Annotated in this window: 13 protein-coding genes; 6 read left to right on the top strand and 7 right to left on the bottom strand. The window is 44.8% G+C overall.

Going from position 1 to position 15,372, the window contains the following annotated elements:
* Window positions 1–116: 116 nt before the first annotated feature.
* The 6 genes from V513_RS06990 to V513_RS07015 all read left to right on the top strand — a co-directional run bounded on the left by V513_RS06990 (window position 117) and on the right by V513_RS07015 (window position 6,826).
* Window positions 117–1,001: a decaprenyl-phosphate phosphoribosyltransferase gene (locus V513_RS06990; protein ID WP_099772135.1), complete on the top strand. Its 885-nt coding sequence runs from the start codon at window positions 117–119 to the stop codon at window positions 999–1,001.
* 13 nt (window positions 1,002–1,014) lie between these two features.
* The gene (locus tag V513_RS06995) at window positions 1,015–1,386 is read left to right on the top strand and encodes a DMT family transporter (protein WP_006492632.1); all 372 of its coding nucleotides are present in this window, start codon (window positions 1,015–1,017) and stop codon (window positions 1,384–1,386) included.
* A 13-nt stretch (window positions 1,387–1,399) separates the two neighbouring features.
* On the top strand, window positions 1,400–2,482 hold the full coding sequence (locus V513_RS07000) for a DUF362 domain-containing protein (RefSeq protein ID WP_099772136.1): 1,083 nt from the start codon (window positions 1,400–1,402) through the stop codon (window positions 2,480–2,482).
* 42 nt (window positions 2,483–2,524) lie between these two features.
* Window positions 2,525–3,838: a hypothetical protein gene (locus V513_RS07005; protein ID WP_099772137.1), complete on the top strand. Its 1,314-nt coding sequence runs from the start codon at window positions 2,525–2,527 to the stop codon at window positions 3,836–3,838.
* A 154-nt stretch (window positions 3,839–3,992) separates the two neighbouring features.
* The gene (locus V513_RS07010) at window positions 3,993–5,282 is read left to right on the top strand and encodes a hypothetical protein (protein WP_099772138.1); all 1,290 of its coding nucleotides are present in this window, start codon (window positions 3,993–3,995) and stop codon (window positions 5,280–5,282) included.
* A gap of 155 nt (window positions 5,283–5,437) precedes the next feature.
* Window positions 5,438–6,826, top strand: a complete 1,389-nt coding sequence (locus V513_RS07015) for a hypothetical protein (protein ID WP_099772139.1) — start codon at window positions 5,438–5,440, stop codon at window positions 6,824–6,826.
* A gap of 18 nt (window positions 6,827–6,844) precedes the next feature.
* Here the strand turns inward: V513_RS07015 and surE are convergent, their stop codons facing one another.
* The 7 genes from surE to V513_RS07050 all read right to left on the bottom strand — a co-directional run bounded on the left by surE (window position 6,845) and on the right by V513_RS07050 (window position 15,313).
* Complete coding sequence (gene surE, locus V513_RS07020) at window positions 6,845–7,663, bottom strand: 5'/3'-nucleotidase SurE (RefSeq protein ID WP_099772140.1); 819 nt, start codon at window positions 7,661–7,663, stop codon at window positions 6,845–6,847.
* Between the two features lie 69 nt (window positions 7,664–7,732).
* Complete coding sequence (locus V513_RS07025; protein ID WP_257212007.1) at window positions 7,733–9,697, bottom strand: ABC transporter permease; 1,965 nt, start codon at window positions 9,695–9,697, stop codon at window positions 7,733–7,735.
* Between the two features lie 70 nt (window positions 9,698–9,767).
* Window positions 9,768–10,871, bottom strand: coding sequence for a sugar ABC transporter substrate-binding protein (locus tag V513_RS07030; RefSeq protein WP_006492642.1), 1,104 nt, complete (start codon window positions 10,869–10,871; stop codon window positions 9,768–9,770).
* Between the two features lies 1 nt (window position 10,872).
* A complete protein-coding gene (locus V513_RS07035; protein ID WP_099772142.1) occupies window positions 10,873–13,185 on the bottom strand; it encodes a xanthine dehydrogenase family protein molybdopterin-binding subunit in 2,313 nt (770 codons plus the stop codon).
* Entirely contained in the window at window positions 13,178–13,651 is a 474-nt protein-coding gene (locus tag V513_RS07040) for a (2Fe-2S)-binding protein (RefSeq protein WP_006492646.1), read from the bottom strand. The genes V513_RS07035 and V513_RS07040 overlap by 8 nt, the downstream gene beginning before the upstream one ends.
* Entirely contained in the window at window positions 13,648–14,484 is an 837-nt protein-coding gene (locus tag V513_RS07045; RefSeq protein ID WP_099772143.1) for an FAD binding domain-containing protein, read from the bottom strand. The genes V513_RS07040 and V513_RS07045 overlap by 4 nt, the downstream gene beginning before the upstream one ends.
* Window positions 14,474–15,313, bottom strand: a complete 840-nt coding sequence (locus V513_RS07050; RefSeq protein WP_006492650.1) for an FAD binding domain-containing protein — start codon at window positions 15,311–15,313, stop codon at window positions 14,474–14,476. Before V513_RS07050 ends, V513_RS07045 begins: the two co-directional genes overlap by 11 nt.
* Between the last annotated feature and the right edge of the window lie 59 nt (window positions 15,314–15,372).

Genomic DNA, 15,372 nt, shown 5'->3' on the forward strand with positions numbered 1-15,372 from the left:
TTTACTGCTTCCGGTCAGATTATTTGAATACTATGTATTCTAGTGAGAACTGCTACACTGTGAGGAAAGATGAATATAACGCGAATGGTGAAGTCTTGTCGCCGTAGGAGTTGAAAATGATGGCCTTTTCGATATTTCTAAGGTTAATAAGGGTGAAACAGTGGCTCAAGAATCTCTTTGTGTTCGCTCCCTTGATTTTCTCTTCAAGCCTTACCGACACGGTATCGGTTTTAAGAGCCATACTGATCTTCTTTGCTTTTTGTCTTGCTTCTAGCGGCGTTTATATTTTGAATGACATAAGAGATCGAGAGAGTGACAGTCATCACTCAAGGAAAAAGGAACGACCAATAGCCTCTGGTCAAGTCAGGGTTTCAAGCGCTGTGATTGTTTCTTTATTGCTTTTTGGATCAGCGGCAGTGACTAGTTCTTTACTCCCTTTTTTGTCATCGCTCTTCTTGCTGCTATATATCGTTGTGAATCTTTTCTATACCTTGAAGGGTAAAGAGCTGGTACTGATAGACGCCTTTTGTATTTCTGCCGGTTTTGTGATAAGAGTAATGGCTGGTGCATACGCTATTGAAACGACTCCAACCGGATGGATTGTGGTGACCACATTCTTCCTCTCACTTTTCCTTGGGTTCGGCAAAAGAAGGAACGAACTGCTTTCTCTGAAAGAAGGTAGCAATGATCATCGAAAGGTGCTTAGCCTTTATAATGACAGATATCTTGATTATTTGATGATTGCAACGGCATCTATAACGATAATCGCATATACGCTTTACTGCTTGGACCCATCGACAATTCTGAAGTTCAACACGGATAAATTTGTATACACCGTTCCATTTGTGACATACGGGGTTTTTAGATATCTGCTTCTCCTTTTCAGAAACGGCGAAGGAGATCCAACGGAGGTTGTGACAAGAGATACTGGGATCGTGCTTACCGTTCTGTTTTGGATAGTATCTGTTATGCTGGTAATCTATTTACCAAGTTTTCTGTGAAGGGGGATGTTGAATGAATCTGACTGAAGCCTTGATTCTTGTTATAGCAATAGTTTTTAATGCTGTAGCAAACATCTTGCTGAAACATGGGATGCAGAACGCGCCTGATATAGGAAGCGTTGGACTTAAAGGGATGCTGATAAACTCTGTTACTAACATCAGCGTATGGCTTGGACTGATCTCATTTGGTGTTGCATTTATCTTCTATAGTGTGGTTCTGACAAAGATGCGTTTGGGAGTTGCATACCCGATAATGACAAGTGCAGGATTTGCGATCGTTACCGTTGCAGCAGTTTTCCTGTTCGATGAAAGACTCAGTGCAATGAAAATTGTCGGAATCGCTGTTATTGCTTTAGGAATCTGGCTTGTTTCAGTTGCAAAATGATGGAGGTATTTCGATGAAAAAGACGAGAGTAGCTATAATTAAGACCAAACCTGAAACCGTATTAGATGATTACAGAAGACTGGCCAAGCTAGCTGGAATGGGTGAAGCGTTAGATAAGACCGCAACTACAATCTTGAAGGACAACATATCCTGGCATCTTCCTATGCCTGGTGCCAACAGTACACCATGGCAGCTAGAAGGAGTCGTACTGGCATTAAAGGATGAGGGAATGAACGACATCGTATCGGTTGAGAATAAAACCGTCGTTACGAGACCGAAGTATGGAGAGAAACAGAACAAGTATGACATCGTCTACGATAAGTTCGATATCCGTGTTCTGTACAACTTCGAATCGAAAGATATGACCTGGATTGAGTACACACCGAAAAGCAAACTGATGGTACTTCCAAAGATCTTTCCAGAGGGAATAAAACTGCCAGACTACTTTTTCGGGAAAAATATAATCCAGCTCCCAACGATGAAGTGCCACATATATACGACAACTACTGGTGCGATGAAAAATGCGTTTGGTGGCCTGCTCAACGTTAAGAGGCATTACACCCACTCATGGATACACGAGACACTGGTTGACTTGCTGAAGATACAGAAGGAGATACACTCGGGTCTGTTCGCTTTCATGGACGGCACGACCGCAGGGAATGGGCCGGGACCGCGGACAGTGATTCCCGTGAAGGCAGACTACATACTTGCCAGCGAAGATCAGGTCGCAATAGATGCCGTCGCAGCGAAAATGATGGGTTTCAACCCGATGGACCTGAAATACATTAGGCTGGCCGATGAAGAGGAACTCGGAAATGGAAGACCAGAGAACATAGAACTTGTCGGAGACGACATTTCCGGTGTCAACTTTAAATTCCATGTTGGAGACAACTTTGCGAGCAGAGTCGGAGATCTGCTCTGGTTCAGTCCGTTGAAGGTCTTTCAGAAACTCTTCTTCCACACACCGCTTGTGAAAATCTTTGTTGCCGCTTCGGACACTTATCATGACAAGTACTGGTGGAAGAAGCACGGTGTCAAGATATTCGAAGAGTGGAAGAAAGAGAGTCCCTGGGGCCGTTTATGGGAGAGCTATTGATAGACAATTCATTGTGCGAATGAAAGCTTGGGTGGGGAAATCATGGCCGATCATCACTTGAAATTTGCCCTGAGTGCGAAAGCGAGACGCGCCGCAGTTGTCTTTTTGTTTGTCTTTGTTCTGTCATACGTCTTCACCTCTGTCAGTGTCTGGACGACAGACAGCAGATTTCTGACGGTGTCGAGATTTATTAGAGTATATGGGCACGAGAACTTAATCAGAGGCACGGGGTATGCTCCGGAGCAATATCGCTTCGGTGGATTCTACCTTGTTGAGAACTTCTTCAAGTACATCCCTTTAAAATGGTATGACGTATATAACAGCAACCTTTCCGGTTTGCTTACTAGTGAGGAAGCCTGGACAGACGAGATGCAGAAAAACGTCGACAAGTTCTTCCCCCAGGACGACAGGGAAGAGATGATTGGCGAAGTTCAGAGGGTAATTGATGAGACTTTAGAATCATTCTTCCCGGGCAACGCTCTGGTTCAAAATCTTCTGCGGGGCATGATAGACGGTCTGCAATGGCAGAGCTATTTGACGAATATCGAAGAGACCCTGCTCACTCTTGGAGAGATGATACCGGAAAATATCAGGAATCATCTGCTAGAGGACAGCGAAGAGACAAGACTCGTGAACGGATATTTCACATCGAGATTCTTCCTCTTCATGATTCTTCTGACGATAATCTACTTTCTGTGCAGAGAGTTCCTGAACCCTGTACAGTCGCTGTTTGGAGTGGTTCTCTTCGCCGCTTTGGTTCCAATCGCCCTTCAAGATTTCTTGCAGGCCGAGACAGTCCTTTCATTGCTGCTGTTTTCCTCAATGCTCTTGCTAACAAAGAGGGACGGAAGTAGGCTAATTTTATTTCTCGTAACGATTCTCTGTTGCACGGCAAGAACGGATCATGCGCTGTTTGGCGCGTTGATTTATGGTCTGATACACGGAACTGAGTCTCTTAGAAGAAGACAATGGTCAAGAGCGCTATTCTCTGCGCTGCTTCTGATAATACCTGTGGTTGCGACGGCTCTTATCAGCGGTTTTCTCTTTCCTGAAGCCGAGTACTATGTCGATCTAATTCAGTTTGAGTTCAACATTACTCATATATGGAGCTGGATCTTCCCTTCGATTCTTCTTCTGTTACCGATTGTCTTTTTCTCACAAATCAAGCATTTCGAATTCTACAGAAAGACATGGACGTGGATTCCTCTGTTCGTAGGGACAAATTTCGTCCTTGGAAAGACAGCCGAAGTCAGGTTGTTCCTTCCTCTAGTTATTTATTCCATTCCTCTTGTCATAGGAGGTGTAATCAGGTCTCTCGAAGGAGAGAAGAATTTGGCGAACAGCCGGGAGGCGTGAGCGATAAGTCTGCTTTCGATCCAATATGTTGCACAAGCTTTGCAGCAGGCATCGCACATGAAAGATCAGAATTTCATGATTTGAAAAATGCAATGGTATTATCTCTACGTTCAAGCGCGAACTGCAGTAATCCGCAGAAATCTGGAGGTGAACCGTGGATAAAAAATTTAGCATGGGACGGGGGGTTCTTCTCCTTATCATTTTTGTCTTGCTTTCCTACATATTTACATCGATGACTGTGTGGACTACGGATGGAAAGTATCTCTTTGTATCAAGATACCTGAGAATAAATCAGCATAAAAGAGTACTTTCCGGAGAGAATTTCGCGCCTGATCAGTACAGATTTGGAAGTTACTACCTTGTGGAAAACCTCTTCAAATTCATTCCCATCGAGTGGCTCGATGAAAACAGTGAAGAGCTTTCAATGATGTTATTATCAGGAGACTACTGGACAGAAGAGAAAAAGGGTATGATAGACTCCTACTTTCCGCTGGTCGAAAGAGAGAAACTCGTCTCGGATTTAGAGAAGGTCATCGAAGAGCTTGTCGATTCTGTAACCGGCAAGAATCTTCTTTTCAACAATGCACTCAAGACATTTGCAAGCAGTCTTAACTGGCAGGTCTACTTGACGGACCCTGCAACGACCGCTCTCCTTATTGGTGAAAGGTTGCCCGAGGACATCAAAAGAGCCGTGGATCTATCGAGTTATGAGAACCGGATTCTGAACGGCCATATCACGGCAAGATTCTTCTTCAACGTTTTGACCCTCCTACTCCTGTACAACTTCTGCAGACTCTTCTCTTCGCCTTCCGAATCATTGCTGTCGACCGTGGTCTTTCAGGCCATAATGCCCCTTACGACCATGTATTTCGGCTGGGAGACTTTTCATGCTGCAGCTCTTTTCATCGGTGGGCTGCTGTTGATAGCCAAAGGGGGCAGATTCTATCTTCTTTGCCTGTTGATGGTACTGGGATCGCTTTTCAGGCCGGATCATATGATATTTCTCTCCCTCATCTATCTCCTCTTCAATTTCAATAAAGGCCTATCCTGGTCGAAAAGAGCGTTAATTCTGTCCAAGAGTTTAATTGCCGGCGTGATTCCAGCTGCTCTAACTTTTGTCGTCAGTCGTTTTTTATATCCGAATGCGGAGTACTCTGTGGACTTAATTCAGTTGAGATACAATATCACCTATATTTGGTCATGGATCTACCCGCTGATCTTTGCGTCGATTCCACTGCTGTTTCTTAGAGAAGTGAAGCACTACAGCTTTTTCAGGAAGACATGGTTCTGGATTCTTCCGTTCATTGTTATGAATTTTCTTGTAGCAAAAACCGCTGAAGTTAGATTGTTCACTCCAGTCATCGTTTTTTTCGCGCCGCTCATAGGGATAGGGCTGCAAAGGTTTTTCCCCGGCAGATCCATGGAGAACACGGCGATTGAATAATCCAGAGGCTCTCTGTCGAGCCCGATTGCCGCATCGTATTCTATACAACTGATTTTGGGCTGAACTGCAAGTTTTGTTTCGATTGCCTTTCGAAAGAAGAATTCTGGTCAACTTATGGGATAATCTCGTATAATCGAAAGAGGAGGCTGCTTCACATGAAACGATTTCTTCTGCCGTTCCTGATAGTTATTTCCGTTGTTTTGAGCGCAAAGACGGGGCTTTTTTTGAGCGTTTATCCTGTTCTCTCCCTGAACAACTACACAGTACACGATAGAGGGTACCAGCCTGACTTCGATGACCTGCGCAGTTACTTCTCTTATCCGGCATTTGCGACGGCCGGCGTGGAGTTGTCGGGAAGCAATTATCGGGCATTGTTCAGGCTCGACTTCAGGCAGGACATTACCTCTTTTCTTCGAGGAAGAAGCTGGTCGAACTTCCCGATCAGGCACAACGCTTATACTCTCTATATGGATACAGATCTTCCCAGGGTCGGCTTTGCTGAGTTTGAAAATGACTTCTTGAGAATTTCTGCCGGTAAGCGAAAACTTCACCTCGGTCCCGCGACTTACAATTTTGTGCTGTCGGAGACAGTGCCCTATTTCGAACATCTCTGGCTCGATCTTGGCGAGGAGGTTTTATCCGGTAAGTACTTCTACAGCTTCTTCGTCATATCTTCCGACCGTTCAATTTTTGATAGCCCTAGAACGCTCATCGGCCACAGCATCGGTTTTGAGGGCAGTTTAGCAAGAATCGGTATCGTCGAGACGAATCTCATCAGCAATACGTTTCCCGACCTGAAAGACATGAGCCCCTTCATGGTCTTTCACAACAACTACGCAAAGAACTCCAACGTTAACGCGGGCTTGTTCGTCGAATCCAAGATAGGAAGTCTGGATTTATACGGCATGCTCTATGCCGATGATATATTGATCCCCGGAGATAGAACTGAAAACCCCACTTCGTTAGGATGGTATCTTGGAGGGGAAGCCGCTTTGATTGATGGAGAGAGTTACGTGGGACCCGTGTTGTGGGACGGGCAGTTCGGTCTCAGGGAGAAGACTCTCTTTAGAGAATCAGGAGGGTTGAAACTGAAGTATGAGCACTACCATAGTACCCCGTATCTCTATAATAGAGGGTTTGAGGAAGGAAAATATATAAACCCGATCCGCTTCAACGCAGATGACATCGAGGGGGGTGCCTACCTCGTAATAAACGGCTTCTACGGGTTTCCGTACGGTCCCGATATCTCGCTTGACCTTCTCGGTCTTTCTTATGAAACATGTAAGATTTTCACGGAGTTGCGTATTGAATACATAAGGCAGGGTTCATATGGGATCGAAGATTTTTACGGCGAACCGTTTGAATTTGACTGGTACAAACTTGCAGAACCGATCACCAGAAAAGCGAGGCTTTCTCTTGACTTCCATTACAGCCCTGATGAGAAGCAGGAGTTCACCCTCTCTGCTTCCATGGCACTGAGCGGAAAGCCGGAATTGTCTCTAAAAGTGGGTTACGGGAAACTCTTCACCTTCCTGAAGTTCTGAGCCACTAGCCGTTAGAGTCTATTTCTCGAAAGAAGCCACCGAATATCTTTCGTTGCCTTTGTTCAACCAGTGCGCTTCAAATATCTTCAGATCTTCTTCCAGGGACAACCTGAAACTCTCTTCGCAGGATCCGAAGAAGTCGATAGGACTCACAGAAATGAACCCTCTATCTATACTCACATAGTCAAGATCTTCCTTGTGAGAATCGTAGAGGATTTCCTTCTTCATCCAGAATTCTTCTTCGCCCCATTCATTGACTTTCTTCTCAAACCAGCGCCTCTTAAGCAAACCGCCGGGTCTTGTACAGTTTATGCCTTTAATCCTGTTTTGAGGAACTGCCGGAACGTTAACATTTAGAACTGTATGCTTTGGAAGCTTGTTCCAGTCGTACTCCCTCACAAAGTTTTCCGAAAAATCAACCGCTGCGAGAAAATCTGGATTCTCTTCACTGGCAATCGATACCGCCATCGCTGGAATCCCATGAATTCTTGCTTCAAGCGCCGCCGAGAGAGTACCCGAATACCTAATATCCACTCCTAGATTCTGACCGCAATTTATCCCACTCACTACCAGGTCGAAATTCCCTAGGCCCTTGATTACCGAAGCTGCCACTACACAGTCAGCAGGAGTCCCACTTGTGCAGAAGGAGGAAACATTTTCCACGGTGCTTCTTTCCCTTATTTTTACCGGAGTTAACCAAGTTATTGAATGACTTACCCCGCTTCGGTTACTTTCTGGAGCGATTATTGTGACCTCATGAGCTGCTGAAAGCCTTTTTGCAAGCGATCTTATTCCTGTTGATTCTATTCCATCATCATTAGTCAATAATATTCTCAAAAGAATTCACCACCACTGATATTTTATCGTAAATTTCGAATTCTTTCTAAGCCTAATTATGGCAAGTGTTCAGTCATACTCTATTCCTTGATCACGGAGATTCGAACTGTAGATTAGCCTGAGAGAACTTCTAAAGAAAATCAGCAGAGGTACTACCCCAATTACCGATGCAGCACCAAAGAGATTCCACGAAGTGTAGTAGCTTCTCACTTCTCCCACATAGCTAAATATTCTAAGAGAGAAAGGCATCAGCTCCTGGCTGTTAAGAAGAATCAGGGGCGTGCTGAATGAACTGAACGACGAAACCATTACGTACACCAGAAGACCTCCGATTACAGGCAATGAAAGCGGGATTAAAATTCTCACCAGGTAGCCAGTTCCAGATAATCCTTCCAACAGGGACACTTCTCGGAGCTCTCTCGGAACCGAGGAAAAGAATTCAGCAAGAAGGATTATCGTAAGGGGAAGGGACTGAATGCAAACAACTATCCCAATCCCAAAGAGACTGTCAGTTAGACGGAGCTTATCGAATACGAAATACATCGGAAGCAGAGTATGCATTCCAGTGTAGAGACTGCCAAAAAGAATTATTGAAGCCAAACCTTTCACAAGCATCGACTTTCTCTGTGAGAAAAGGTATGAGAAGGGTATACCTGCCATTAGCAGGATTAAGGAGGCCCAGAAGGCGATAATAATTGTATTAAGAATATTCGACATAAGTCCGTCGGAAATGACTCTGCCAAAATTTGCTAGAGTCAATTCACTAAGTGAAGGCATTATGTCTGAGTCAGCGGCAAAAGAAAGCACAAGAATATAAATAACTACCAAGACCGTCGGTATTAGGCACAATACCATCAGTGTTCTCTTCAGCCAGCCCGGGATAGTGAAATCGATAATCGGGAACCTGTATCTTAGTGAGAACAAAATTAGCGGTACGCTTAATAGGGTAGCCGGAACTATTCCACTTACTCCCCTCTGTACTACTCCCAATACGGTTATTAAAGCTTCATATATCAAAAGTGCCCCTACGAGGAGTCTGAAAGTCTTCCTGAATCGTGGGATAATTAGGGGAAGAATTGAGTATCCTAAAATGACGGGGAGCAGAAGCAAATTCAAGCCTGTGAAAAGCCCAAGAAATACATGGGCTGCACTACTCAGAAATAGTACATGCCTGTGCCTTTTCGGAACATCCCCTCTTGAAAAGAGGGCACCCAGTATCCAGATTAGCGAAAAACCCCCAACAAACACCGCGTAGGCCGAAAGAAGCCCATAATCTTTAACAGAGCTAAACTTCCTGAACAAAGCAACACCAAGAAAAGTTGTCGAGCCGGTTAAGGTATTTGGAGTGAACCCCTCCGGCAAAAGAGGACCGTTACCAGTCATGAGAAAGACAGATGTGAATTCCTTCATTGATCTCGCAAGCTGAAAAAAGAAATAAGGAATAAGCAGAAATCGTATCTCTCCGAAAAGAATACTAAAGGTATAAATATCGCCTGTTCCGTCGATCTTCATTACGTCATCAAGTTCTTTAGAGACTCTTCCCAACATTCCGAGAATTATCATTGTAGACAGAGGTAATGAAAGCCAAATGCTTACGAAAAGAGAGGATGTAAATGCTTGAAAGGCGTTGAGAGTTATGTCGATTTCCGTTCCAAGGACAATGTTAAATAACGAATACCCTCCATATCCTTGGACAAGAGCCCTCCAACCCGAGACTGTAATGAATGAAGGTATGAACCAGCCGACTCCAAGAAGAATAAGACTGGCCTTACTTAACTTAGTTGCCTTTCTAAGTCTCAATGCAATTAAGAATGACAGCAAGATCTCAATCGATGTCTTGAGAGTAGACCACAATGCGGTAAGTCTAAGAGAGAGCTTGAAACCAGAGTCTCCAAGTACCTCTTCGAAGTTCTTCAGACCAGAAAAAACAGGAGCCTGTTGAAAGACCCCATATTCTGTGAAAGAAATGTAAATTGCCCAGAGTATAGGCACAATGGTAGCTACTCCCAGTATTAAAGTCACTGGCAAAACCATGGACCACTTATTTCTAAGTAAAAGAGAGAGCAGGCACAGTGCAAAGAAGATCGGCAAAACTACCGACATACTATCTTATAGAGTCAATGTAAGACTGCGCACCTGAAAGTGCCTGGTCAACAGTCATTGCTCCACTATATATTGCTTGCAATGCGGGTTCTAGAGCCTCAAACAAAAGAGACTGATACCCCGGGAGATTCGGCATGAACTTACCTTGGTTAACTACCCATTCCAGCTCTTGAGGAGAGTCGGAACCGAATAGTGGATACTTGTCGTACTCTACAAAGAAGTCATGACTATGCTCATTAAGAAAGCCAATAAAACTCATGCACTGCTCAGAGGTATCACTATTGAATAGTGCAAAACCTTTAGAGTCAATGATACCACTTACTTCTACGCCTTCAATATTGGGAAAGGGTAACATCACGAAGTCGGGACCTTTCTCCCTGAATTTGGAGGCCATGTAGCTTCCCTGAAGCATTATACCTATCTTACCCTGAGCAAAGAGCTTGTTCATTGCGGCTCTCTCCAGTCTCGAAATCACTCCATTGTCGAAGTACTCCTTAATTTTAGATACTACTTCTCTACTTCCGGAGGCTCCAACATTTAGTTCGTACAGTTCCTCTTCGGACATGAGAGCAGAGACATAAGGGAACATTACGTAAGGAGATGTGAAATCAAATGCTATTGGGTAATCAACAACTCCAGTAAGGCTCTCCTTTATAGCTTCGAATTGATCAAAATCAAGTTTCTCTCCCAAAACGATACCGGCTTCTTCGAAAGCATTGAGATTGACAAAGGCGACCTGACAATCCGCGTAAAAGGGAACGGCGGTAATTTCGCCATTCCATACGTAGGCGTTCAGAAATTTCTGAGAGTAGCCAGTAAGACTGGCAAGATTGAGACTTAGACTGCGCCCAGATGCAGCGACATCACCCACATAAGTATCCTTTATCATAGCAGCATCGGGAAGGTACCCTGTCTTCAGATTTATGTTCAGTTTTTCTTCAATCTTTGGGAAGTAAACAATCTCAACATCAATCCCTGTCTCTTCTTTGAATGCGGCGGCAGCATCCCTGTAGAATTTCTCCCCTTCCCAGCTAACCCAGAAGGTTATGCCAAACACTGCAGAGCATACTAAAATGACAAGGACAGATAGAAAGAATTTCTTCATTTCATACCTCCATGTTTAAAATTTCGAATAGAACTCGTTCGCTCTTGAATGGAGCATGTCTTAGGCGAATTCCTGTGGCATCGAATATCGCGTTCGCTATGGCAGGAATCGGTGTGTCGATTCCTATCTCCCCTATGCTTTTTGCCCCGAAGGGACCTGTAGGTTCATAGCTGTCGACGAGTCTGCAAGTAAGCTTTCCATAGTCCATCCGGGAAGGGACTTTATAAGTGAAGAAATCGTTGGTAAGCATCCTTCCGTTCTTTCCGTAAATGATATCTTCGAAGAGGGCCCAACCAATTCCTTGCATAGAGGCGCCTTCAAGCTGTCCAATCGCTTGTATGGGATTTAGAGCTACCCCGCAATCTGCATATGACACGAAATTCAAGAGCGCAATTTTCCCGGTATCGGTGTCAACTTCAACCTCCGCAAAACTCGCTGCAAATGGTGGAGGGGATTCTTCGCCCACGAAGGAAGCCGACTCCGAGATCTGTTGTTGATTGAAAGTATACATGTGCACAGTGCAGAGTTCAGACAACGATACAGAGGGACCGTCCTTACAAGTAATTATCCCCGACTGGAGCGACAGTTCCGATACACTTCTTTCCAGATACTTACCTGCTAGTTCAAAGAGTCTGTCCTTGACTTTTTCGGCGGCTAGCCTAACTGCGTTTCCCGATACATAAGTAGTACTGGAAGCGTACGCCCCTACATCGAACGGGGTGATATCTGTATCGGATGAATACACGATGACTCTTTCCAGCGGAACCGTGAGAACCTCAGCTGCAATCTGTGCAAGAATCGTATCACTTCCTGTCCCAAGATCGGTTGCCCCGACGAGAAGGTTGAATGAGCCGTCTTCGTTCATCTTTATTGTAGCCGCACCCATATCTACTTTTGGTATTCCCGAACCCTGCATTGCGAGGGCACAACCAACTCCTCGAACTTTACTTCCATTTCTGATCTTCTTCCCTCTCTTACTCTCCCAGCCTATTTCGTTCTTTCCAAGATCGATGCATTCTTGAAGTTTGCAGCTTTTCATAGTTTGAGGGACTCCTTCTCTTCCTTCTCCCATTATCTCGAAAATCGGAGATGTTTCCCCTTCTCTTATTGAGTTCATTTCTTTGAGTTTAAGAGGATCCATCTTGATCTCGTGTGCGAGCTCATCAATGGCACAATCGAGTGGGAAGAGGCCCTGCGGTGCTCCATATCCTCTGTATGCTCCAGCTGGAGGAAGGTTCGTATAAACTATGTCTCCACCAAAATGAACGGCTTCCACTTTGTTGTAAAGTGGCAAGGTCTTCGAACCGGAAACCATAAAAGTTGTGAGAGAATGTTCTCCATAAGCCCCTGTATTTGATATCCCATGGAGGGATATTGCCTTTATCTTTCCATCTCTCATCGCTCCCACGGTAACATCGAAGCTCATTTCATGGCGGATATTTGTTGCCATAGAGACTTCTTCTCTCGTGTAAGTAATCCTTGCCGGTTTACCTGTCTTTATAGTAACTAGCGCTGCGTAGGGTTCGACTATCACAGACTGCTTTCCGCCGAATCCACCACCTATTCTCGGTTTGATCACGCGAATGTCTGCAATTGGCTTATTAAATATATGAGAGAGAATTCTCCTGCAGTGAAAGGGTACTTGAGTTGAAGTGATTACTATGAGCCTCCCGACGGAGTCCAAATATGTAAGCGCGTTGTGTGGTTCAAGCGCTGCGTGAAGCTGTGTGTCGATATGATAAGTCCTCTCGATTACAACATCACAAGTCTTGAGCGTTTCTTCGACATCTCCGAGATCCATTTCATAATGCGCCGCAATGTTTCTGGATTTGTCGTAGACTCCAGCACATTCGCTTTCATCGTGAATGATCGGCGCCCCCTCTTTTGTAGCTTCTTTCATTTCTAAGACGGCATCGAGGATTTCATACTCAACTTTGATATTTCTCAGTGCGTCTTTTGCTGCTTTCTCAGTCTTCGCAGCTACGATTGCCACTGGATCACCTACGTATCTAACCTTTCTGTCCAGGAGAAAGGTGTCGTACGGCGACGGTTCGGGATAGCCCTGACCGGCCCTTGTATATGGTATCCTCTCGACATCACTGAAAGTGAAGATATCCACAACATCGTTAATTAACTTTGCCTGCTCGGTTTCAATATTTTTTATTAAAGCGTGGGCATGGGGCGAGCGAAGTAACTTAACGACTAGAGCATCTGGCATATCGTAGTCTGGGGTGTATACCGGTTTACCTCTGACTATTGCAAGACCATCAACCTTCCTTTTTGGTTTTCCTACGGTCACGAAGGAATCAGTCATCCAGTTCACCTCTCATCACTTTTGCTGCCTTCTTGATTGCTCTGTTCTGCGGTTCGTAGCCAGTACATCTACAAATATTGCCGTTTAGCGCGAGTTTTATCTCTTCGTCAGAAGGATCGCTATTCTCTCTTAGCAGAGCTTCTCCTGCCATTATTAGTCCAGGGATACAGTATCCACATTGAGCACCCCCTTCTTCGAGAATAGCTTCCTGAATTGGGTGAAGCTTTTCTCCATCTGCCATTCCTTCGACAGTCTCGATGTTTTGACCGTCAACCGAGGCTGCAAAAGTAGAACAAGAGAGTATTGGTTTGCCGTTCAAGAGAACTGTGCAAGTGCCGCAACTTGCCGAATTACAGCTTCTTCTGACACTTTTGTAGCCGATTCTTCTCAGTACATCGAGCAGGTATTCTCCTGGATCGATATCGATATCATGAAGTTTCCCGTTAACAGTAAGAGCTATTTTCATGTGATCATCTCCTTAACCTTTTCAGCAGCTCTCTGGGCAAGGACGGACGCGAGATGTTTCCTGTACTCGAAAGAAGCGGTCATGTTAGATCCTCCAGAGAAGCTTTCGTAAACGAGACTTCTAACTATCGCAGGCATTACATCGTTTATCTCCAGGTCTACCATTGCCACTTCGACGCTCTCGAATCTCGCTGGATACTGAGGTCTCGATCCACATACGACCCTGGCACCCTTTATTCGGTTACGTTCGGGAATAATTGAAAGACCAACATTTACGGTTGCAATGTCGAAAGTAGTCTTAGAGAACTTTTCGAAGGCCGAAACCCAGCCGTCTCTCTTCAACATTACATGGGTTATTAGAGGCTTTTCTCCTGTAGGTAAAGCAAAATAATCGGATACTAGCATCCTCTGATACCCATCTACCCCATAGATCATGAGACTAGAACCCGTTGTTAGAAGGCAGGTGCTCACATCCGACCATCCAAGTTTTGGAGCGACCGAGCCCCCTATTGTTGCCATGTTCCTGATCTGCCAGGAACCCACTAATGAGAAAGCATCGTAGAAGAAGTCATCGAATTCCTTCCTGATAACTGGATCCTTTCTAAAGGATTCAATAGTCGTAGTTGCTCCGACAACTATTTCACCCTCCGTAACTGAAATTGTGTCAAGCCTAAGAGACTTCAAGTCGATTATCTTTTCAATTCTTGAGGACTCCATAAGTGCTACAATTGTCCCTCCAGACAAGAAAATCGAATGATCTCTGTCATTCTGCATAAGTTCGTAAGCCTCTTCGACTGTCTTAGGTCTGAAGTACTCGTTTACATTAGACAGCATTGTATCCCTTCTTTCTCCAGACTTTTAGAGTTCTATGAATCAGATTCCTTACTACAGTGGTCCGATACCAGGCGGTCGCTCTAACATCATCAATGGGTGTCACACATTTCATAGCTAGTTCGACAAACCGCTCTTCGTCAAATGACCCGTTCTTTGCAGAGTAGTATTCACAAGCCTCGATCGGTACGACAACGGTAGGCGCAACAGATCCAAAGGCAAGCCTAATTTCCGACTCAGAAGTCAACGATCCAACGGAAGCGACCGAAATGGCCATAGAATTCCTCTGACCAACCTTGTAGAACTGCGGAAAGAGAGCGTCAGTCTTCTCAAAAGTTATTGACTTCACGAATTCTCCTCTTGAAAGAGTTGTCTCCCCAGGACCCTTTATGAAGTCCACCACTCTTTCATGCCTCTCACCATTTGCGCTTCCTATTGACAAACTGGCGTTCGTGAGAACCATCGCAACTATCGAGTCCCCGGCGGGGGAGGCATTAACAATGTTTCCAGCAAGAGTGGCGCGGTTTCTAATCTGTGGACTCCCTATTTGTCTTAAGGCCATCTGTACGATTCTTCCGTGTCGGTCGATTATTTCGCTCTTCAAGAGTTCGGAAATCGTTACCCTGCAGCCAACTCTTATCTTATCGCCGAGATCCTCAATTGTGTCAAGGCCCTTTAGATGTTTAAGGCTAACTACAATCTTAGGAATCACTCTCTTCAACCTTATCTTTACGAGAAGGTCGGTGCCGCCTGCGAGAATGTGACTGCTTTCCTTCGAAAGAAGAGAAACTAGCTCCTCTTCACTGGTTGGCATTAGAACGTTGAATGACACTAACCTCACCTCCGGATTTCTCGAGCAAAATGAAGCTTTTAGCAAAATCTCAAGAACAC

Source organism: Mesotoga sp. H07.pep.5.3 (assembly GCF_002752615.1).
GTDB lineage: Bacteria > Thermotogota > Thermotogae > Petrotogales > Kosmotogaceae > Mesotoga > Mesotoga prima.

Bases quoted from the DNA above. Each gene is read 5' to 3' on its own strand.
- V513_RS06990 (WP_099772135.1), top strand. From the start codon at position 117: ATGATGGCCTTTTCGATATTTCTAAGGTTAATAAGGGTGAAACAGTGG.
- V513_RS06995 (WP_006492632.1), top strand. From the start codon at position 1,015: ATGAATCTGACTGAAGCCTTGATTCTTGTTATAGCAATAGTTTTTAAT.
- V513_RS07000 (WP_099772136.1), top strand. From the start codon at position 1,400: ATGAAAAAGACGAGAGTAGCTATAATTAAGACCAAACCTGAAACCGTA.
- V513_RS07005 (WP_099772137.1), top strand. From the start codon at position 2,525: ATGGCCGATCATCACTTGAAATTTGCCCTGAGTGCGAAAGCGAGACGC.
- V513_RS07015 (WP_099772139.1), top strand. From the start codon at position 5,438: ATGAAACGATTTCTTCTGCCGTTCCTGATAGTTATTTCCGTTGTTTTG.
- V513_RS07025 (WP_257212007.1), bottom strand. From the start codon at position 9,697: ATGGTTTTGCCAGTGACTTTAATACTGGGAGTAGCTACCATTGTGCCT.
- V513_RS07030 (WP_006492642.1), bottom strand. From the start codon at position 10,871: ATGAAGAAATTCTTTCTATCTGTCCTTGTCATTTTAGTATGCTCTGCA.
- V513_RS07035 (WP_099772142.1), bottom strand. From the start codon at position 13,185: ATGACTGATTCCTTCGTGACCGTAGGAAAACCAAAAAGGAAGGTTGAT.
- V513_RS07040 (WP_006492646.1), bottom strand. From the start codon at position 13,651: ATGAAAATAGCTCTTACTGTTAACGGGAAACTTCATGATATCGATATC.
- V513_RS07045 (WP_099772143.1), bottom strand. From the start codon at position 14,484: ATGCTGTCTAATGTAAACGAGTACTTCAGACCTAAGACAGTCGAAGAG.